Raw genomic sequence first — 18,369 nt, forward strand, 5'->3', positions numbered from 1 at the left:
TCAAGCCGTCGCTGGTATTTGCGACCCGTGGGGCGCGTGCCCGTGGGCGCGGGGAAGAAGGCCGTCGAATGGACCCGGATTTCTGGCATGCGCGATGGACCGCCAACCAGATCGGCTTTCACGAAGGCAAGCCGAACGCCCATCTGGAGGCGCATCTGGGACGCCTCGGCCTCGCGGCCGGCGCGCGGCTGTTCCTGCCCTTGTGCGGGAAGACGCGGGACATTGCGTGGCTGTTGTCGCGCGGCCTCAGGGTCGCCGGCGCGGAGCTGAGCCCGCTGGCGGTGACGCAGCTCTTCGACGACCTGGGCGTCGCGCCCGAAATCTCGTCCGCCGGCCGCCTGGAGCATCGTCGCGCGGGCGGCCTCGATGTCTTCGTCGGCGACATCTTCGCGCTTTCGGCGGACCTGCTCGGCCCGGTGGATGCGGTCTATGACCGGGCGGCGCTGGTGGCGCTGCCCGCGCCCATGCGCGCGCGCTACGCCGCGCATATGGCCGCCATCACCGCTGGCGCGCCCCAACTGCTGGTCTGCTTCACCTACGACCAGGCGCAGGCGGAGGGGCCGCCCTTTTCCGTCCCCGCCGAGGACGTGCGCGCGCTCTATGGCGCAGCCTACCGTCCGGCGCTGCTCGAAAGCCGCCCGGTTCCCGGCGGGCTCAAGGGCAAGGTCCCGGCCGAGGAGCAGGCCTGGCTCCTGGAGCCCGCCTGACGGCGCGCGCCGGCCGCTCCTCTACAGGCGCGTCCAGACGGTCTTCAGGTCGCAATACTTGTCCAGCGCGTGCAGGGACTTGTCGCGCCCGAAGCCGGACTGCTTCACGCCGCCGAACGGGGTGGTGATGTCGTCGGCGTCGAAGCAGTTCACATAGACCACCCCCGCCTTGAAGCGGCGCGCCACCCTGTGCGCGGCGCCGAGGTCGGCGCTCCACACCGCGGCGCCGAGGCCGTAGACCGTGCCGTTGGCGATCTCCACCGCCTGGTCGAGCCCATCGAAGCCGATCACCGAGAGCACCGGGCCGAAGATCTCCTGCTGCGCCAGCGCGGAGGACGGCGCCACATCGTCGAACACGGTGGGGGCGACGAAGGCGCCGCCGGTCTCCTCCCGCACCGCCGTGCCTCCGGCGACGAGCCGCGCCCCTTGCTTCAGCCCGCCGTCGATGGCCGTGAGGATGCGCTGCTGGTGCTCGCGGCTCACCACCGCGCCGGCGGTGGCGGCGGGGTCGAGCGGGTCCGCAGGCATCCAGCGCGGGGCGAGCGCGACGACGCGGGCCACCAGTTCCGCGCGGATGCGGTTGTCCACCAGCAGCCGCGAGGCCGCGGTGCACATCTCGCCCTGGTTGAAGAAGATGCCGCCGGCCACCGCCTCGGCCACCGCGTCGAGGTCCTTGACGTCGTGGGCGACCACCACGGCGGTCTTGCCGCCGAGCTCGAGATAGACGCGCTTGAGGTTGCTCTCGGCGGAATAGCGCATGAAGTGGCGCCCCACCTCGGTGGAGCCGGTGAAGGCGATGGCGTCCACGTCCATGTGCAGGCCGAGCGCCCGGCCCGCCTCGACGCCGAGGCCCGGCACCACGTTGAACACGCCGTCGGGGATGCCCGCCTCCTGGGCCAGCTCGGCAAGGCGCAGCGCGGTGAGCGGGCTCTCCTCCGCCGGCTTCAGCACCACGGAATTGCCCATGGCAAGCGCCGGCGCCACCTTCCAGGCGGCCATGATCATGGGGAAGTTCCAGGGCACCACGCAGCCCACCACCCCGATCGGCTCGCGCAGGATGAGGGCGAGGTTCTCCAAAGTGGTCGGCGCCACCTCGCCATAGATCTTGTCGGCACATTCTCCGTAAAAGGCGAAGCAGTCGGCGGCGGCGCGGGCGTCGATGGCGCGGGCGTCCGAAATCGGCTTGCCCATATTGAGGCACTCGGTGAGGGCCAGTTCCTCCCGGTGCGCCCGGATCAGCTCGGCGAAGCGCTGCAGCGTGCGCTTGCGGTCGAGCGGCCTCAGGCCGGCCCAGCGGCGGTCCTCGAACGCCGCGCGCGCCGCCTTCACGGCCCGGTCCACGTCCTCGGCGTCGCAGGCGGCGACCTGCGCCAGCACCTTGCCGGTGGCCGGGTTCACGGCCGAGAAGGTGCGGCCCGAGGCGGCCGGCACGAACCCCCCGCCGATGAAGGCCTGCGTGCGGAAGGTGGGGTGTCCCTCCGGCGCCCGTTCCGCCACTGCCATCGGACTGCTCCTTCATCTTTGCGAGGCGGCAACCTCGCGCGGCCCCCGGAGGCCGTCAAGCCGGCCGCTACGGGGCATGGCCGCGCGGCGCGCGTGCACCCGTTGCCCAAGGGCAACCCCGAGGGAGAAACGCACCGGACGCTCCGCTCCGCCCTGTCGGGGGGGGGGGCAGGTATTCCGGTACGATTCCCTTTGGACGGCGAGGAGCGGGCTCATGGCACGGCGGCGGGTTCTGATGGCGTCCCGATGGGGCTGTGCCCTTTTGGCCTGCGTGCCGGCCTGGGCCGCCGATCTGGCGGACAAGGCGCCGCCCGCGCCGGCCGGGGCCGGCACCTGGACCGGTCTCTATCTCGGCAGCTTCGTCGGCGCCGGCATGGCCGACAGCTCTTGGCGCTGCGCCGGGTCGCCGCTCGCCACCGCGGCCCGACAGCAGCCCTCGCTCCAGAATTCCGGCTCCGGCGGCCTCATTGGCGCGCAGCTGGGCTACAATTACCAGCTTGGCGCCCTCGTGCTCGGCATAGAGGCGGACGCGGGGTCCGGCTTCCAGAGCGCGACCGTGCAATGCCTGCGCGGCTGGGCCTCCACCTGCACCACCGACACCGACGTTCTCGGCACGCTCGCGGCGCGCGTCGGCTATGGGTTCGACAATCTGCTCCTCTACGGCAAGGTCGGCGCAGCCTTGACAAACGAGAGCTACACCATCGCCGGAAACACCTATGCCGGCCAGTTCACCGGCACGCAGACCCGCACCGGCTGGACCGCCGGGGGCGGCGTCGAGATGGCGCTGACGCCGCAATTCTCGGTCAAGGCGGAATACGCGTTCCTCGACTTCGGCGAGAGCGACGCCACCCTGGTCAAGGGACCGGACCGCCTCGACGCCCAGACCTCGGCTTCCGCGCAGATGGTGAAGCTCGGCCTCAACTACCGGCCCTTCGGCGCCCCGCTGCCCGGCGCCGGCCCGCTCCCCGCCTCGCCCGGCCGGGACTGGAGCGGCGTTTATCTCGGCGCCTTCGCCGGCGGCGCCTGGGGCCGGAACGACTGGGCCGACGGCACCGGCACTTCGAGTTCGGCGGCAGCCCGCCGTTCACCACCGCCACGGTGCCGGCGCTCGCGGGCGTGAACCTCGCGCCAGGTTCGCTGCCGCTCGACATGGTGGGCCTGAACGTGAACTACCGCTTCGCCACCTTCGCCGGCGCCCCCTGAGGCGCGAACCGGGCGGATCGGACCCGCCGCGGCTCGCATCCGGCCCTAGCGTTCCGGCGCCCCGCCCTCCCCGTCCTCGTCCTCCTCGGAGGTGCCGGGGATGGCATAGGTGCCCGACAACCAGCGGTGGAGGTCCACGTCCGCGCAGCGCTTGGAGCAGAACGGGCGGTATTTCTCCACGGCCGGCTTGCCGCAGATCGGGCAGGGCCTGGCGGCGGCCGCCTTCTGCGGAGCGTCCTCGGCGCTCACGCGGCGCGCTCCACCCAGCCGGCGCGCACGTCATAGCCCTCGCTGGCGAGCAGGCCTACGGTCTCGGGCAAGGGCAGGCCGACCACATTGGTGTAGGAGCCCACGAGCTTCAGCACGAAGGTTCCGGCGATGCCCTGGATGGCGTAGCCGCCCGCCTTGCCGCGCCACTCGCCGCAGGCGAGATAGTCGGCGAGCTCGTCGCGCGACAGGCGCTTGAAGCGCACCCGGGTCTCCACCAGGCGGGTGTGGGGGCGCCGCTTCAGATCCATCACGCAGATGCCGGTATAGACCCGGTGGGTGCGCCCCGAGAGCAGGCGCAGGCACGCCTCCGCCTCGTCGGTCAGTTCGGGCTTGGGCAGGATGCGCCGGCCCACGGCCACCACCGTGTCCGCCGCCAGCACCAGGGCCGCGATGCCCGCCTCCTTGGCGCGCGTCGCCACCAGCCGCCCCTTTTCCTCCGCCAGCCGCTGGGCGAGACGGCGCGGCAGCTCTCCGCGCTCGGGCGCCTCGTCCAGCTCCGCCGGCATGAGCAGGTCCGGCTCGATGCCGGCCTGGTTGAGCAGTGCGAGCCGGCGCGGCGAGCCGGATGCGAGGACGAGCTTCACCTTGTCTTCCACGGCGATCAGAACCTTTCCGCGCTTGGCGACGGCCGCGTGGACCGGAGCGAACCGGCCCGCCAGGCCACCCTTCCCCGTCATCGGGAGGGCGCGTTCGCCAGCGGGCGGCACGCTAATGGAAAGGGGCGCCGGTGTGAACGGGGCAGTTGGCACAGGGCCTTGCCGGCGCGCCCGCGAGGCAGGGCCGAACCGGCGGATCGCGGCCACTGGACCCGCCCGGCGCGGCGTGCTATCGCCCGCGCCTCATCGGACGAGGATCACCCGGTCATGGCGCCCAGGATGCGACGACGAGAGGACGGACCGCGCGCAAGCGCGCCGCTTCGCCTGCCCGCCTGACCGCCAACCGGGGACGACCCCCGGCGTCGGACCTGCGGGCGACCGCGCCAGCTGATCCGAAGAAGACCATGACCGAGCTTCCCCTCCTGATCGCCGCCGAGCGGCCCGAAGACGCCGCCGCCATCGAGCGGCTCCACGAACGCACCTTTGGCCCCGGACGGTTCGCGCGCACCGCCTTCCGCATCCGCGAGCAGGCCGCCCACGCGCCCGCGCTGTCCTTCACCGCCCGCGTGGGCACCATGCTGGTGGGCTCGGTGCGGCTGACCCGGGTGCGCATCGGCGCTCATCCCGCGCTGCTGCTGGGCCCGCTCACGGTGGAGCCGCCGTTCCAGTCGGTGGGTATCGGCGCGCGGCTCTTGGAGGTGTCGCTGGACGCCGCCCGTGGCGCCGGCCACCGTCTCGTGATCCTGGTGGGCGATGAGCCTTATTATGGGCGGTTCGGCTTTTTCCGGGTGCCGGCGGGCCGGGTCACTTTGCCCGGCCCGGTGGATCCGGCCCGGCTCCTGGTGTGCGAGCTCCAGCCCGGCGCCTTCGAGGGCGTGGCGGGGCCGGTCGCGGCCTGACGCAAAGCAGGTCAGCGCAGGTGCTGGCCCGAATCGAGCGCCAGCATCTGGCCGGTGAGCGAGGGCGTCTCGACGAAATAGCGGATGGTGCGGCCGAAATCGGCGAGGCGCGGCGCATGCTGGAGCGGCGTCGCCTCGACCTCGCGGGCGAAGGCCTCCGGCGTGAGGCCCTCATGGGGCAGCACCGGCCCCGGCCCGATGCCCAGCACCCGGACGCGGGGCGCGAGGCGCTCGGCCAGCATGCGCGTCGCCGCCCACAAAGCGGATTTCGAGACGCCGTAGGCGAAATGGTCCGGGGTCAGCCGCAGCACGCGCTGGTCGAGAATGTTCACCACCACCCCGTCCGCGCCCTCGGGCAGGCGGGCGGCAAAGGCGGCGGCGAGCACGGCGGGGGCCAGGGTGTTGACGCGGAAGTGCCGCTCCAGGGCGGCCGCCTCCACCGCCGCGCCATCGTCCTCGAACAGCGCGGCGCAATTGACCAGGACGCCGAGCGGGCCGACCAGAACCTCGGCGTCGGCCAGCAGGCCCGGCAGCCGCTCGGCCTCGGCGAGGTCGGCTGTCACCGCCGCCGCCCGGCCGCCGGCGCCGGCGATCTCCGCCGCGAGCGCCCGCGCCGCCGCCGCCGAGCGGTTCGCGTGCAGCGCCACCGCGAAGCCGTTCGCCGCCAGGTCCAGGGCGATGGCGCGGCCGATCCGGTGGGCGGCACCGGTGACCAAAGCGACTCTCGGAACGGGCTGGGGCTCTCGCATCATCGCGCCTCCGCAAGGCCACGACACCGAAGCCGCGCCGCCGGACCGGCTTTGTCACATCTCTGCCGGCAAATGAAGGGGCGTGCCGGCTTTATTGCCGGGCGATCCAAGGCTAGGCTTTCGCCGTATAGGTCGCGCACGCCGACGCCGGTGCCGTCACAGCCGGCCTGGCCTTGGCGGGCCATCCGTCTTCGCAACGGAAGCGGGGGCGAGCGGCGATGGATCATGGCATGAAGCAGGACTTTGGGACCCAGTCTCCAGCGATCGGCGGCGATCCGGCCCGCCCCGCCTTCGATCTGCTGTCGAGCCACCAGAAGATCATCGTGCGCGGCATGAAGACCGACATCAATGTCGGCCTCCATCCGTGGGAGACCCACCCCGAGCATCCCACGCGCGTGATCGTCGACGTGGAGATGTATGCAAGCTGCGAGCGGCTCGGCGACAGCCTTTCCGCCATCATCGATTACGATCCCATCCGCGCTCTGGTGACGCGCGACTGGCCCAAGCGGCCCCATACGCCGCTGCTGGAAAGCTGGGTCGAGGAACTGGTGGCGTTCTGCTTCGCCGACCGGCGCATCGACGCCTGCCGCGTTTCCATCGTGAAGCCCTACATCTTCCCCGAGACCGAGGCGGTGGGGGTCGAGGTGTTCCGCCTCAGGCCACCCGGCACCTGACGCCGCGCCGTCCCGCCTCAAAGCACCCTGGCGGCCACCAGCACGCCCAGCAAAGCGGCCATGGCGAGATCGGACACCGTGGCGATCTGCTCCTTGGCGTTGCCGCCCCCGCGCGCCGCGTGCTGGACGCCGGCGAGGGCGAGGAAGACGCCGGCCGTCACCGCCGCCGGCACCAGGAAGGACGGGAACGGCAGGGACAGAAGTCCGAGCGCGCCGATGGAGGCGTTGGCGAAGCCGAGCTCGCGCACCAGGACGGCGGCCTCTGGATCGGCCACGCCGAGGATGTCCCGGGACGTGAACAGCGGCTGCGTGATCTGCTTGAGGCCGGCCGTGAACAGGCGCGCCCCCGCCCCCCAGAACACGAACCACTTGAGCGCCAGCGCCGCGAGGCCGCCGCCCTGAAGGCCCCATTCCACCGCCATGGTGCCGAGCGGCAGGATCAGCATCAAGGTTGCGATCGCGGCGAAATACATGGAGCGGCCCCCGGCTCGAATTTGGCGGTGAAAAGATAGTCGCAGTCATCTTGCCGCCTGGACAGGGCCACCGCGCGCGGGAAGGTCAGGCCTGCGCCTCGCGCGAAAGCGGGCGGGGGCGGCACGCTTTCACCGCCTGGCGCAAGGTGGGGTAGAGCGGCAGCGCATCGCGCGGGAAGCCGTGGCGGTCGAGCCATTGGAGCCATTCGGTCTGGCGTCCGGCGGCGGCGAGAACGATGCCGCTTGCGGCGAGCGCCTCCTTCACCTCCTTCAAAGCGAAGAGGCCGGTCACGTCCACGTCGGTGACCGGCAGCAGGTCGAGGATCACGGTCTCGACCCTTTCCCCCTCCCCGTCCGCCGCCTTCAGGAGCGCATGGCGGAAATGGCCGGCATTGAAGAAGACGATGGGGCCGTTGAAGCGGAAAATGAGCACTCCCGCGGGGGCGACGCCGTCCTTGTGCCGGTCGAGGGAATGGAAGCCCGGCAGGCCCTCGATACGGCCCAGGATCTCGACGCGCGGGCGGGCGCTGATGCGCACGAAGCGCAGCACCGCCAGCAGCACCGCGACCAGGATGCCCTGGATGGCGCCGAACGCCACCACGCCCGCGGTCGCCAGCACCGAGATGGCCGCCTCGGCCCGGTCGGCGCGCCAGATGAGCGCGAGGGTGCGCAGATCCACCAGCGACAGGCCGGCGAACACCAATACCGCGCCCAGCGCCGCCACCGGCACGTAGCGCAGGGGCTCGGTGAGGAACAGCAGCACGAGCCCAACGGCCAGCGCGGCGAACAGGCCGGTGGCGTGGGTGCGCCCGCCCGCGGCATCCGCCATGGCGGTGCGCGAATCCGCGCCGCTGACGGCAAATCCGTGGGTCACGGCGGAGACCATGTTGGCAAGGCCGAGCGCGGCGAAGTCCTGGTCCGCGTCCACCTCGTAGCGGTTCTTGGAGGCGAAGGAGCGCGCCGTGAGCATGAGGCTCGAAAAGCTCACCAGCGCAAGACCCGCCGCCTCGGCGAAGAGCTGCGGCAGCAGCGCCGGGTCCACGCGCGGAAAGGCGAGCCCCGGCAGGCCCGCCGGCACCGCGCCGAGCGTCCTCACGCCCCTCGCGTCGAGGCTCAGCACCGCCACCGCGAGCGCGCTCGCGGCCATGGCCGAGACCGCGGCCGGCACCGCCGGCAGAAAGCGCTGGCCGAGCAGGAACACCGCAACCGCCCCGAGCGCCACCAGCAGGGTCGGCAGATGGGTCTCGCCGAGGCGCATGGCGAGGTCGAGCAGGGTCGAAAGCACCCCCTCCGCCTGGAGCGGGATGCCGAAGACCTTGGCGAGCTGGCCGATGATGATGGTGAGGGCGACGCCGTTGAGGAAGCCCACCAATATGGGCTTGGACAGGAAATCGGCGAGCGCGCCGAGCCTGAGGAAGCTCGCGGCGACGCACACCAGCCCGGCGAGCAGAGCGAGCATGCCCGAAAGGCTCGCATAGAGCGCCGGGTCCCCCGCCGCGAGCGGCGCGACCGAGGCGGCGATCACCGCGCAGGTGGCGGCGTCCGGCCCGAGGATGAGCTGGCGCGAGCTGCCGAACAGCCCATAGGCGACGAGCGGGAAGAGGCAGGAATAAAGCCCGATCTGCGGCCCGAACCCCGCAAGCCCCGCATAGGCGATGCCCACCGGCACCGCCACCGCCGCCACCGCGAGGCCGGCCTTGAGGTCGGGCAGGAGGTCGGCCCGGCGATAGGCCAGGAGGGCGGCGAGGCCAGGCGCCCAGCGGGCGAGGTTGGGATGCGGCGTCACGGCATCGCTCCGGCCCGCCGCGGCGGCAGCCGGGGGGCGAAGAAACGGGGAAATCCCTTCGGAATCAATCTATACAGCATCATTTGCCGACATGATCGAAAGAGTTGCAAGCCGCCGCCCGGCGCGCGATGCCGATCGGCGGACGCAATGAAAAAGGCCGGGAGCGCATGCTCCCGGCCTTGTGGGCGTCGTGGCAACGCCACGCCTATCTCACTCCGCCGCCACCACCTTGTGCCTGCTGTGGTGGCGGCCGACTACTCCGCCGCCACCACCTGCGGGCGGCCGCGGGCGATGCGCTCGCGCTTGAGCAGCTCGGCCACCAGGAAGGCGGTCTCGATCGCCTGCTCGGCATTGAGGCGCGGGTCGCAGAAGGTGTGGTAGCGGTCGCGCAGGTCCTCGTCCGAGATGGCGCGGGCGCCGCCGGTGCATTCGGTGACGTTCTTGCCGGTCATCTCCAGATGCACGCCGCCGGCAAAGGTGCCCTCGGCCGCATGGATGTCGAAGAACGAGCGGATCTCCGACTGGATGCGCTCGAATGGCCGGGTCTTGTAGCCCGACGCCGCCTTGATGGTGTTGCCGTGCATGGGATCGCACGACCACACCACAGTGCGGCCCTCCTTCTCCACCGCCCGGATCAGGCCGGGCAGATGCTCGCCCACCTTGTCCGCGCCGAAGCGGCAGATCAGCGAGATGCGGCCGGGCTCGTTGTCCGGCTGGAGCGTATCGAGCAGGCGGATCAGCCCGTCGCCGGTCAGCGACGGCCCGCACTTGATGCCGATCGGATTGCGGATGCCGCGGAAGTATTCCACATGCGCATGGTCCGGCTGGCGGGTGCGGTCGCCGATCCACAAGAGGTGGCCGGAGGTGGCGTACCAGTCGCCGGAGGTGGAATCGACGCGGGTCATCGCCTGCTCGTAGCCGAGCAGCAGCGCCTCGTGGCTGGTGAAGAAGTCGGTGGTCCGCATCTCCGGGTGGCTCTGCGGATTGATGCCGCAGGCGCGCATGAAGTCGAGCGCCTGCGTGATGCGGTCCGCCAGCTCCTGGTAGCGCGAGGACTGGGGGCTGTCCTTCACGAAGCCCAGCATCCACTGGTGCGCGTTCTCGAGATTGGCATAGCCGCCGGTGGCGAAGGCGCGCAAAAGATTGAGGGTGGCCGCCGACTGGCGGTAGGCCTCGATCTGGCGGCGCGGATCGGGGATGCGGGCCTCGGGCGTGAAGGCGATGTCGTTGACGATGTCGCCGCGATAGCTCGGCAGGGTCACGCCGTTCTCGGTCTCGGTGTCCGAGGACCGGGGCTTGGCGAACTGGCCGGCGATGCGGCCCACCTTGACCACCGGCGAGCCGCCGGCGAACGTCATCACCACCGCCATCTGCAGGAAGACGCGGAAGAAATCGCGGATGTTGTCGGCCGAATGCTCGTCGAAGCTCTCGGCGCAGTCGCCGCCCTGGAGCAGGAACGCCTCGCCCTTGGCGACGCGCGCGAGCTCCGCCTTCAGCCGGCGGGCCTCGCCGGCGAAGACCAGGGGCGGGTAGGAGGCGAGCTTGGCTTCCACTTCGGCGAGCGCAGCCTTGTCGGGATAATCGGGCATCTGCACGCCGGGATAAAATCGCCAGCTATCCGGACGCCAGCCTTCGGCGCGGCGGGAAGCCTCGGCGCCAGGGACGGATGCGGATTGCGGGCGGGTGACCATTTCACTCTCCTGGAGATGAGTTCCAGCACGCCGTCGTGCCGGACCGGCCCGTGCCGCGTTCCTCTTGTGTTCGCGCCCTCGGCCGGAAGGCGGGCTTATACACGAGGAACTCGCCCCCCGAAAGATGAGGTCCATGCAGCCCGCGCGGGGCCAGACCGCGCCGCGCGGACCGCGCGCCGGCAAGCCCCGCGTGCACGCCGTTGTGAACGCACCGTCGCCCGCGCGCCGCAAAGCGGTCGCCGGCGGCGGCGAAAGTCGACGCTCTCGGCAGGCCGCCGATCTGCCCCGCGCCCGCGGACAAGGGAAAGCCCCATGACCTTCGCCCGTTTCTCCGTCGCCGTCTTCGCGCTGTTCGGCGTTCTCGCCGCGAGCGATGCCATCGCCCACCACGGGTGGGGCAGCTACGACACCAGCAAGGCCTTCACCATCACCGCCCCGGTGAAGGCGCTGGAGTGGGCCAATCCCCATGCCCACCTCATGCTCGAGCACGAGGGCGTGGTGTGGGAGGCGATCCTCGCCCCGCTCTCGCGCATTCAGGCGCGCGGCATCACCCCGGAGATGCTGAAGCCCGGCACCCCCGTCAGCGTCTACGGCTATCCCTCGACCCGCACCCCGAACGAGATGCGCGCCGAGCGCGTCACCGTCGCAGGCCTGACCGTGGAACTGCGCTGAGACGCCGGCATGACCCTGCTTTACGCGCTAGCCGCGCTGGTCGAAGGCTCGGCGCTGGGCCAGATGGCGCGGGCGAGCGTCTGGCTCTATCCGGTGGCGAACCTGGCCCACGTGCTCGGGGCCGCGCTGGTGGTGGGCGCCATCGCCACCTTCGACATAGCCGTGCTGAGGCGCGTGCCGGCGGCCCGCGGCCTGGTGCGCGCCGGCATCCCGGTGGCGGCCGCGGGCCTCGTGCTGGTGCTGGTCTCGGGCACCGTCCTGTTCGCGGCGGAGGCGGGACCGCTGGTGCGCAACGGCGTGTTCCTCGCCAAGCTCGGCGTGATCGCGCTCGGCATCTTGAACGTCACCTTGTTCCACCTCGCCATTTCCGGCGCGCTCAAGCGGGGCGAGGTTCCGGCCACCGCGCGCCTCTTCGCCGCCATCTCGCTCACGGCGTGGATCGCGGCCCTTCTCCTCGGACGCGCCATCGCCTATGTGTGAGCCGCGGCTGCGCTGCGGCGCAGCATAGGCCCGTCCCTTCGGCCGGACCGCCGCCTTCCGCCCGTTCTCCTCCTCCGTGTCTGTTGCGGGACACGCGCCTCTCAATCGAGTGATCGATGCCTCACAACGGCGCTCCCGCCGGCTCCTCAAAGCCGCCTTTTCTGGAGTTCGTCGCCCTCGTCGCCTTGATGATGGGCATGACGGCCTTCTCCATCGACAACCTCCTGCCCGCCTTCGGCGCGATCCGGGCCGACTTCGCGCTGGAAGACCCCAACCGCGTGCAGATGCTGGTCTATGCCTACCTCATCGGCATCGCGGTGGCGCAGATCGTCTACGGCACCATTTCGGACGTGGTCGGCCGGCGGCCGGCGCTGCTCGTCGGCCTCGCCATCTATGCCGCCGGCTGCATGATCGCCCTCCTCACCGACGATTTCGCGCTGCTCATCGTCGCCCGCGTGGTGCAGGGGGTGGGCGCCTCGGCGGGGCGCGTGATGGCGGTCGCCATCGTGCGGGACCGCTTCGAGGGCCGGGAGATGGCGCGCATCATGTCGCTGGTGATGATGGTGTTCCTGACCGTGCCCATCGTCGCGCCGGCGCTCGGCAGCCTGATCCTCGTCTTCGGGTCCTGGCACTTGATCTTCGCCGCCATGCTGGCGCTCGGCGTCGCGGTGGCGGTGTGGTTCGCGCTGCGCATGCCCGAGACCTTGCATCCCGAATACCGCGTGCCGTTCTCGGTGCGCGCCATCTGGGCCGGCATGGTGATGACGGTGACCAACCGCCGGGCGTTCGGCTACGCCACCGGGATGGGCCTGATGATGGGCGCCCTGATGGCCTATGTGGGCTCGGCCTCGCAGGTGTTCGACACCGACATCTACAAGCTCGGCCACCTGTTCCCGGTGGTGTTCGCGGTGGTGGCGGCGATCATGGCGGCGGCCTCGTTCCTCAACGCCTCGCTGGTGCGCAGACTGGGCATGCGGCGGCTCTCCCACGGCGGGGTGATCGGCTTCGTCGTCGTCTCGCTCGCCATGGTGGCCGCGGCGCTCGCGTTCGATGGGCGCCCGCCGCTGCTGCTGTTCTGCGGCCTCGTGGCGGCGGCGCAGTTCCTGTTCGCGCTCACGGTGCCGAACTTCAACTCCACCGCCATGGAACCGCTCGGGGCGGTGGCCGGCACCGCCTCCTCCTTCATCGGCTTCTACACCACGCTGATGGCGGCGCTGATCGCCCTTTTCGTGGGGCATGCGTTCGACGGCACGGTGCTGCCGATCACGCTCGGCTATGCCGGCCTCGGCATCCTCGCTTTGCTTGCCGTGCTGTGGGCCGAGAAGGGCCGGCTGTTCCACCACGCCTGAGCGGCGGCGCCTCCGCGGGCGGCGGCGGCCCGGCGGGTCAGGACGCCTTCGTGCGCATCGTCACGAGCTCTTCGGCGGCGGTGGGATGCACCGCCACCGTGCGGTCGAAGTCCGACTTGCGGGCGCCCATGCCGATCGCCACCGCGGCGAGCTGGATCATCTCCGAGGCGCCCTCGCCGACGATGTGGCAGCCGACCACGCGCTCGTCGGTGGCGTCCACCACCAGCTTCATGAACACCCTGGTGTCGCGGCCCGAGAGCGTCGCCTTCAGCGGCCGGAAGGTGGTCTTGTAGACGTCGACCTTGGGGCAGACCGCCCGCGCGCCGGCCTCGGTGAGGCCCACGGTGCCGATCTCGGGCTCGGAGAACACCGCCGAGGCGATGCCGGAATGGTCCACGCTCCAGGGCTTGCCGCCGAACACGGTGTCGGCGAAGGCGTGGCCCTCGCGGATGGCGACGGGGGTGAGGTTCACCCGGTCGGTGACGTCGCCCACCGCATAGATGGAGGGCACCGAGCTGCGCGAGGCGGCGTCCACCTCCACCGCGCCCGCCGCGTCGAGCTTCACGCCCGCGGCCTCGAGCCCGAGCCCTTCGGTGTTGGGGCTGCGGCCGATGGCGAGCATCACCTCGTCCACCTCCACCGCCGAGCCGTCGGAGAGCGTCACCTTCTTGCCGCCGGCGATCGCCTCGATCTTGGCGAGGGTCGCGCCGGCGTGCAGGTGGATGCCCTGCTTCACCATCTCGGAGGCCAGATGCGCGCGGACCTCGTCGTCGAAGCCGCGCAGGATCTGCGCGCCGCGGAACACGAGGTGGGTCAGCGCCCCCAGCGCCCGGAACAGGCCGGCGAATTCCACCGCGATATAGCCCGCCCCCTGTACCAGGACCCGCTCGGGGAAGCGCGGCAGATGGAACGCCTCGTTGGAGGTGATGGCGAGCTCACGGCCGGGAATGTCGGGCCCCGACGCCGGCTTCGCGCCGGTGGCGACCAGGATGTGGCGCGCCTCGATCTCCGCGCCGGTCGCGACGATGCGCACCGTCGTCGGCCCGGCCACCACGGCGCGGGAGGCGACGATCTCGACCCCCGCGGCCTCCGCATTCTTGCGGTAGAGCCCCTCCAGGCGGGCGATCTCCTTGTCCTTGTTGGCGATCAGGGTCAGCCAGTCGAACTCGACCCCGGACACGCGCCAGCCGAACCCGGCCATGTCCTCGAGATCGTGGGCGTAGCGTCCGGCATGGACGAACAGCTTCTTCGGCACGCAGCCGCGGATCACGCAGGTGCCGCCCATGCGGTATTCCTCGGCCATCATGACCTTGGCGCCATGCTGGGCCGCGATGCGCGCCGCGCGCACGCCGCCGGAGCCGCCGCCGATAACGAACAGATCCACTTGCTTCGACGACATCGGGCTCGACCTTTCGCGGCTGCCGGGACGGGGGCACACACAAGTCCGGCCGACCTCCCGCGTCAAGCGGTCCCGCGCTCGCGCGGCGGGTGCGCTTGCTTCACGCCTGGAATGAGTGGTTTAACGCGCGCGAAGCGACCGGATGAGCAGCGCCCATGGCGAATGAGATTGCCCCCATCGCCTTGCGGGACAGCGCATGGGCGGCGCAGGGACGAAGGTTTTACGTGCCGTGGCTGATGCGGCTGGCCAGCCTGCGCCGGGGCACGGTGGCGATGCTCACGGTGTCGGGCGTCGCCGGAGCGCACGAGTGCCGCTTCGAAGGCGGCGCGGGCGGCGCAAGCCTCACCCTAACGCCCGGCGCGCTCGAACCGGTCGAGATTCCGCCGGGCACCAGGAGCCTGCTGCTGATCGGCGATCGCGCCGCGCTGGCAGGGGTGCAGGTCGCCTATTTCCCGGTGCGCGGGCAGTTCCCCCTGGGCCGCGTGATCCTCAAGGTCCATTCCTTCCTCGCCGGATACCGCAGCACGGCAAGCGCCGGCGCGACGCTGAAGGCGCGCTGGCGGCAGGCCTCCGAGGCGGCGCGCCATCTCGGCTTCCAGATGGCGGCGCGGCTCGCCAGCTCGCCGTTGCAGCTGCGGATCGCCCGGCCCGTCTTCCTCAAGTTCCGCTCCCGCTTCGTCGAGGACTTCGCCGCCGTCGCGCCGCCCGAGGCCGCGCCGGTGCTGGTGTTCGTGACGCCGGTCGGCGCCGAGACGCCGCGCGCGGAGGAGCTGTCCGCCTGCGCCGCCGCTTTGCGCCAGCAGACCGACCCCGCCTTCCAGTGGCTGCTCGCCGTCGCCGAGGAGCGGCTCGCGCGGGAGGAGGCCGCCCTTTCCGCTCTGGTGGCGGGCATCGGCCGCCTGGTGCCGGCCGCGCGGGAGGGGGCGGCGGGCGCCCTCGGCGCGGCCCTGGCGCAGCCGGAGCCCGCCGACGCCTTGCTGAGCGTGCTCGACGCGCGCGGCGCGCCGACGCGCGATGCGGTGGCGATGATCCGCGCGGCGTTCGCCGACGTGCCGGGCCTGATGCTGCTCTACACCGACGAGGAGCACCGCGACGCCGCGGGCGAGCCGATCCAGGGCGTGTTCAAGCCGGCCTACAACCGCCACTTCCTGGAATCCTCGCCCTATCTCGGCGCGCTCACCGTCGTGCGGGCGGACCGCGCGCGGCAGATCGGCCTGCGCGCGCGCTTCGCCGCGGCGGCGCCCTATGATTTCCTGCTGCGCTATGTGGAGGGGCTCGACGCCGCGGCGCTGCGTCATCTGCCGCGCATCGCCTATGGCGGCCCGATGGAGCCGGCCGGCTTCCCGGACCCCGAGACCGGGCGCCTGGCAGCCGAGGCGCTCGCCGAGACGCTAAGCGTGCCGGTGCAGACCGTCGCCGACGGGCGCTTCCTGCGCCCGCTCTTCCCGGTGCCGCCGGCGCCGCCGCTGGTCTCCATCGTCGTGCCCACCCGCGACCGGGCGGAACTGCTGGGGATGACCCTGCGCACGCTGATCGCCCAGACCGCCTACCGCCGGTTCGAGATCGTCGTCGTCGACAACGGCTCGGTGGAGCCCGCGACCTTCGCTCTGTTCGACGAGGTGAAACGCCTGTGGCCGGCGACGCAGATCGTGCGCGACGACGGCGACTTCAACTTCTCGCGCATCTGCAACAATGGGATCGCCGTGACCTCGGGCGAACTGATCCTGCTGCTCAACAACGACGTCGAGGTGATCGACGGCAGCTGGCTCGACGAGATGGTGGCGCTGATCTCGCGCCGCGACCACGGAGTCGACACCGGCATCGTCGGCGCCAAGCTGCTGTTTCCCGACCGCACCCTCCAGCATGGCGGCGTCATCGTCGGCCTGTTCGGCTACGCCTCGCACTGGTTCTCGTCCTGCCAGCCGGAGGCGGAGGGGCCGCAGGGGCGGCTCCTGGTGCGCCAGGACATGACGGCGGTCACGGGGGCCTGCCTGCTGATCCGCCGCGACGTGTGGGAGCGGATCGGTCCGCTCGATCCGGTGCGGTTCCCGGAAGACTGCAACGACATCGATCTGTGCATGCGCGCGCGGCAAGCGGGCTACGGCGTGGTGTGGACGCCGCACGCGCTGCTGATCCACCACGAATCCGCCTCGCGCGGCACCCACCGCACGGCGGCGCACCGGGCGCGGCTGAAGCAGCAACACCGGCATTTCGAGGAGCTGTGGAAGGCGAGCGTGTTCGTCGACCCCCACTACAACCCCAATCTGAGCCGCGTGAACAGCTTCGCAATCGCCGGCAAGGCGCCGCTCGGCCCGCGCACCGCCCGCACCGCGCAGCCGTGAGGCCGGGCCGCGCATCCCGGTGCGTCGTCCTGGACTCGGCCCCTGACCAGGCCACGCGCCGCGCCGCCGCCCCCCTTTTGCTTCGGCGCCGGCCGAAGCGGCTGCGGCCTCAGAGGTCGTAGCCCTTCTTCTTCATCTCGGCGCGCACGCGCTCGAGCACCTCGGCATTGACCTGGGCGCCCCAGACCTGGATGCCCTGCACGGTCTGCTGCACGATGGCCGGCCGGTCGGCGACCAGCTTCTTGCCGGTGGCGGTGCGGTAGAAGGCCAGCGCCTCCTTCAGCTCGGCCTCGGTGAAGCGCGAGGCGTAGGCCGAAGCCAGGATCTGCACCACCTCGCCTTGGCGCTTCTCGAACTCGACGCGCAGCGTCTGGGCGACGTCGGCGAGCGGCTTTGCGAGATCGGGATTGGTGGGCACGAAGGAGCGGGCCGCGCCGTTGACGATCTCCGAGATCACACCCTCGAAGGCGCGGGCTTCGCCGTTCGCCGCCACCAGCTCCTTGGCGATGGCGATCAGCGCGGCCGAGGGCTGCGCCGCCTGCTGGGCGCTGGCGCCCACGGGGCGCAAGGGGGCAAGGCCGAGCGGGGCGGCCGTGACGGCGAGCGCCGCCAGGAGGCCGAGGCCGGCACGGCGGGCGAGGATCTGTGCGCGCATGGGATTCTCCGCAAAGAAGGTTGTCGCATTCTGGAGCCGGAACCGGTCGCATCGAGCGGTCCGGCCGGCGGGTTGGTCTCCGATCGATCGCGAAAGACCGCGGCGCCCGGCCGCCCCCGCAGGGCAAGCCGGCCGGCGCGGGCCTCAGAAGCTGGAGCGGTCGAGCACCTCGATCCCGTCCGTGCCCGCGAGCACGGCCCGGCCCGCGAGACCGAGGAACAGACCGTGCTCGACCACGCCCGGAACCTGCGCGATCGCCTGGGCGAGGCGCGCGGGATCGGGGATGCGGCCGAGATGGGCGTCGATGATGAGGTGCCCCTGGTCGGTGACGAAAGCATGACCATCGCCGTCGCGCCGCAGCACCAGCGGGCCGGCGCAGCCGGAAGCGGCGATCGCCTCGGCGAGGCTGCGCTCGATGCTGGCGACGCCGAAATCCACCACCTCGACGGGCAGCGGGAAGCGGCCGAGCACCGCCACCCTCTTGGAGGCGTCGGCGATCACCACCATCTCGCGGGCGGCGCGGGCGACGATCTTCTCGCGCAGCAGCGCACCGCCCCCGCCCTTCACCAATGCGAGGCCGGGGCCCACCTCGTCGGCGCCGTCGACGCACAGATCGAGCTCGCGCGCCTCGTCCAGCGTGGCGATCGGCACGCCGAGGTCCACCGCCTGCTGCAGCGTCTGCTCGGAGGTGGGAACGCAGAGCACGTTCAGCCCCTCGCGCACGCGCTCGGCCAGAAGGTCGACGAAATGGCGCGCGGTGGAGCCGGTGCCGAGACCGAGCCGCATGCCGTCGGTGACGAATTCGAGGGCGCGGGCGGCGGCGCGGCGCTTCAAGTCTTCGGCGGGGGCCATGGCGCTTCCGTTCTGGTTTGGCGGGAGCCGCGGCGCGGGCCGGCTGGCCCGGCGGGCGGTCCGATCCTC

Annotated in this window: 18 protein-coding genes; 8 read left to right on the top strand and 10 right to left on the bottom strand. The window is 71.6% G+C overall.

Going from position 1 to position 18,369, the window contains the following annotated elements:
- Nucleotides 1–68: 68 nt before the first annotated feature.
- Nucleotides 69–707 (top strand): thiopurine S-methyltransferase, encoded by a 639-nt coding sequence (tmpT, locus tag ABLE88_RS05850; protein WP_348830502.1) that lies wholly within the window; start codon nt 69–71, stop codon nt 705–707.
- Nucleotides 708–728: 21 nt separating this feature from the next.
- On the opposite strand, the gene ABLE88_RS05855 is transcribed toward tmpT, so the two are convergent.
- Entirely contained in the window at nt 729–2,210 is a 1,482-nt protein-coding gene (locus tag ABLE88_RS05855; protein WP_348830503.1) for an aldehyde dehydrogenase, read from the bottom strand.
- Nucleotides 2,211–2,424: 214 nt separating this feature from the next.
- On the opposite strand from ABLE88_RS05855, the gene ABLE88_RS05860 reads away from it, so the two are divergent.
- Nucleotides 2,425–3,330 carry an outer membrane protein gene (locus ABLE88_RS05860; protein WP_348830504.1) on the top strand — a complete coding sequence of 302 codons (906 nt, stop codon included), beginning with the start codon at nt 2,425–2,427 and terminating at the stop codon, nt 3,328–3,330.
- Between the two features lie 128 nt (nt 3,331–3,458).
- Here the strand turns inward: ABLE88_RS05860 and yacG are convergent, their stop codons facing one another.
- A complete protein-coding gene (yacG, locus tag ABLE88_RS05865; protein WP_348830505.1) occupies nt 3,459–3,662 on the bottom strand; it encodes a DNA gyrase inhibitor YacG in 204 nt (67 codons plus the stop codon).
- Nucleotides 3,659–4,279: a Maf-like protein gene (locus ABLE88_RS05870; RefSeq protein WP_348831096.1), complete on the bottom strand. Its 621-nt coding sequence runs from the start codon at nt 4,277–4,279 to the stop codon at nt 3,659–3,661. The genes yacG and ABLE88_RS05870 overlap by 4 nt, the downstream gene beginning before the upstream one ends.
- A gap of 404 nt (nt 4,280–4,683) precedes the next feature.
- On the opposite strand from ABLE88_RS05870, the gene ABLE88_RS05875 reads away from it, so the two are divergent.
- Nucleotides 4,684–5,178, top strand: coding sequence for a GNAT family N-acetyltransferase (locus tag ABLE88_RS05875; protein WP_348830506.1), 495 nt, complete (start codon nt 4,684–4,686; stop codon nt 5,176–5,178).
- Nucleotides 5,179–5,189: 11 nt separating this feature from the next.
- Here ABLE88_RS05875 and ABLE88_RS05880 read toward each other — a convergent pair whose 3' ends face one another.
- Nucleotides 5,190–5,927: an SDR family oxidoreductase gene (locus ABLE88_RS05880; protein WP_348830507.1), complete on the bottom strand. Its 738-nt coding sequence runs from the start codon at nt 5,925–5,927 to the stop codon at nt 5,190–5,192.
- A gap of 230 nt (nt 5,928–6,157) precedes the next feature.
- Between ABLE88_RS05880 and ABLE88_RS05885 the strand changes: the two genes are divergently transcribed.
- On the top strand, nt 6,158–6,601 hold the full coding sequence (locus ABLE88_RS05885; RefSeq protein ID WP_348830508.1) for a dihydroneopterin aldolase: 444 nt from the start codon (nt 6,158–6,160) through the stop codon (nt 6,599–6,601).
- Between the two features lie 17 nt (nt 6,602–6,618).
- On the opposite strand, the gene ABLE88_RS05890 is transcribed toward ABLE88_RS05885, so the two are convergent.
- The 3 genes from ABLE88_RS05890 to ABLE88_RS05900 form a co-directional block, all read right to left on the bottom strand.
- Nucleotides 6,619–7,074: a hypothetical protein gene (locus ABLE88_RS05890; RefSeq protein ID WP_348830509.1), complete on the bottom strand. Its 456-nt coding sequence runs from the start codon at nt 7,072–7,074 to the stop codon at nt 6,619–6,621.
- Nucleotides 7,075–7,159: 85 nt separating this feature from the next.
- Nucleotides 7,160–8,860: a SulP family inorganic anion transporter gene (locus tag ABLE88_RS05895; RefSeq protein ID WP_348830510.1), complete on the bottom strand. Its 1,701-nt coding sequence runs from the start codon at nt 8,858–8,860 to the stop codon at nt 7,160–7,162.
- Between the two features lie 254 nt (nt 8,861–9,114).
- Nucleotides 9,115–10,551 carry a class II 3-deoxy-7-phosphoheptulonate synthase gene (locus ABLE88_RS05900; protein WP_348830511.1) on the bottom strand — a complete coding sequence of 479 codons (1,437 nt, stop codon included), beginning with the start codon at nt 10,549–10,551 and terminating at the stop codon, nt 9,115–9,117.
- A 312-nt stretch (nt 10,552–10,863) separates the two neighbouring features.
- Here ABLE88_RS05900 and ABLE88_RS05905 point away from each other — a divergent pair, with 312 nt between their 5' ends.
- From ABLE88_RS05905 to ABLE88_RS05915, 3 genes are all read left to right on the top strand, one after another.
- Nucleotides 10,864–11,223 (top strand): DUF6152 family protein, encoded by a 360-nt coding sequence (locus ABLE88_RS05905; protein WP_348830512.1) that lies wholly within the window; start codon nt 10,864–10,866, stop codon nt 11,221–11,223.
- A 9-nt stretch (nt 11,224–11,232) separates the two neighbouring features.
- Nucleotides 11,233–11,703, top strand: a complete 471-nt coding sequence (locus ABLE88_RS05910) for a hypothetical protein (protein ID WP_348830513.1) — start codon at nt 11,233–11,235, stop codon at nt 11,701–11,703.
- A gap of 116 nt (nt 11,704–11,819) precedes the next feature.
- Entirely contained in the window at nt 11,820–13,052 is a 1,233-nt protein-coding gene (locus ABLE88_RS05915; protein WP_348830514.1) for a multidrug effflux MFS transporter, read from the top strand.
- 37 nt (nt 13,053–13,089) lie between these two features.
- Here the strand turns inward: ABLE88_RS05915 and gor are convergent, their stop codons facing one another.
- The gene (gene gor, locus ABLE88_RS05920; RefSeq protein WP_348830515.1) at nt 13,090–14,451 is read right to left on the bottom strand and encodes a glutathione-disulfide reductase; all 1,362 of its coding nucleotides are present in this window, start codon (nt 14,449–14,451) and stop codon (nt 13,090–13,092) included.
- A 155-nt stretch (nt 14,452–14,606) separates the two neighbouring features.
- Here gor and ABLE88_RS05925 point away from each other — a divergent pair, with 155 nt between their 5' ends.
- Nucleotides 14,607–16,793 (top strand): glycosyltransferase, encoded by a 2,187-nt coding sequence (locus tag ABLE88_RS05925; protein WP_348830516.1) that lies wholly within the window; start codon nt 14,607–14,609, stop codon nt 16,791–16,793.
- 109 nt (nt 16,794–16,902) lie between these two features.
- Here ABLE88_RS05925 and ABLE88_RS05930 read toward each other — a convergent pair whose 3' ends face one another.
- Together ABLE88_RS05930 and rpiA are read right to left on the bottom strand one after the other, a co-directional pair.
- Entirely contained in the window at nt 16,903–17,448 is a 546-nt protein-coding gene (locus ABLE88_RS05930; protein WP_348830517.1) for a DUF2059 domain-containing protein, read from the bottom strand.
- Between the two features lie 144 nt (nt 17,449–17,592).
- Nucleotides 17,593–18,300, bottom strand: coding sequence for a ribose-5-phosphate isomerase RpiA (rpiA, locus tag ABLE88_RS05935; RefSeq protein ID WP_348830518.1), 708 nt, complete (start codon nt 18,298–18,300; stop codon nt 17,593–17,595).
- Nucleotides 18,301–18,369 lie beyond the last annotated feature (69 nt).

The organism is Xanthobacter luteus, from assembly GCF_040049235.1.
Classification (GTDB): domain Bacteria; phylum Pseudomonadota; class Alphaproteobacteria; order Rhizobiales; family Xanthobacteraceae; genus Xanthobacter.

Bases quoted from the DNA above. Each gene is read 5' to 3' on its own strand.
- tmpT (WP_348830502.1), top strand. From the start codon at position 69: ATGGACCCGGATTTCTGGCATGCGCGATGGACCGCCAACCAGATCGGC.
- ABLE88_RS05855 (WP_348830503.1), bottom strand. From the start codon at position 2,210: ATGGCAGTGGCGGAACGGGCGCCGGAGGGACACCCCACCTTCCGCACG.
- ABLE88_RS05860 (WP_348830504.1), top strand. From the start codon at position 2,425: ATGGCACGGCGGCGGGTTCTGATGGCGTCCCGATGGGGCTGTGCCCTT.
- ABLE88_RS05875 (WP_348830506.1), top strand. From the start codon at position 4,684: ATGACCGAGCTTCCCCTCCTGATCGCCGCCGAGCGGCCCGAAGACGCC.
- ABLE88_RS05880 (WP_348830507.1), bottom strand. From the start codon at position 5,927: ATGCGAGAGCCCCAGCCCGTTCCGAGAGTCGCTTTGGTCACCGGTGCC.
- ABLE88_RS05885 (WP_348830508.1), top strand. From the start codon at position 6,158: ATGAAGCAGGACTTTGGGACCCAGTCTCCAGCGATCGGCGGCGATCCG.
- ABLE88_RS05890 (WP_348830509.1), bottom strand. From the start codon at position 7,074: ATGTATTTCGCCGCGATCGCAACCTTGATGCTGATCCTGCCGCTCGGC.
- ABLE88_RS05900 (WP_348830511.1), bottom strand. From the start codon at position 10,551: ATGGTCACCCGCCCGCAATCCGCATCCGTCCCTGGCGCCGAGGCTTCC.
- ABLE88_RS05905 (WP_348830512.1), top strand. From the start codon at position 10,864: ATGACCTTCGCCCGTTTCTCCGTCGCCGTCTTCGCGCTGTTCGGCGTT.
- ABLE88_RS05910 (WP_348830513.1), top strand. From the start codon at position 11,233: ATGACCCTGCTTTACGCGCTAGCCGCGCTGGTCGAAGGCTCGGCGCTG.
- ABLE88_RS05915 (WP_348830514.1), top strand. From the start codon at position 11,820: ATGCCTCACAACGGCGCTCCCGCCGGCTCCTCAAAGCCGCCTTTTCTG.
- gor (WP_348830515.1), bottom strand. From the start codon at position 14,451: ATGTCGTCGAAGCAAGTGGATCTGTTCGTTATCGGCGGCGGCTCCGGC.
- ABLE88_RS05925 (WP_348830516.1), top strand. From the start codon at position 14,607: ATGGCGAATGAGATTGCCCCCATCGCCTTGCGGGACAGCGCATGGGCG.
- ABLE88_RS05930 (WP_348830517.1), bottom strand. From the start codon at position 17,448: ATGCGCGCACAGATCCTCGCCCGCCGTGCCGGCCTCGGCCTCCTGGCG.
- rpiA (WP_348830518.1), bottom strand. From the start codon at position 18,300: ATGGCCCCCGCCGAAGACTTGAAGCGCCGCGCCGCCGCCCGCGCCCTC.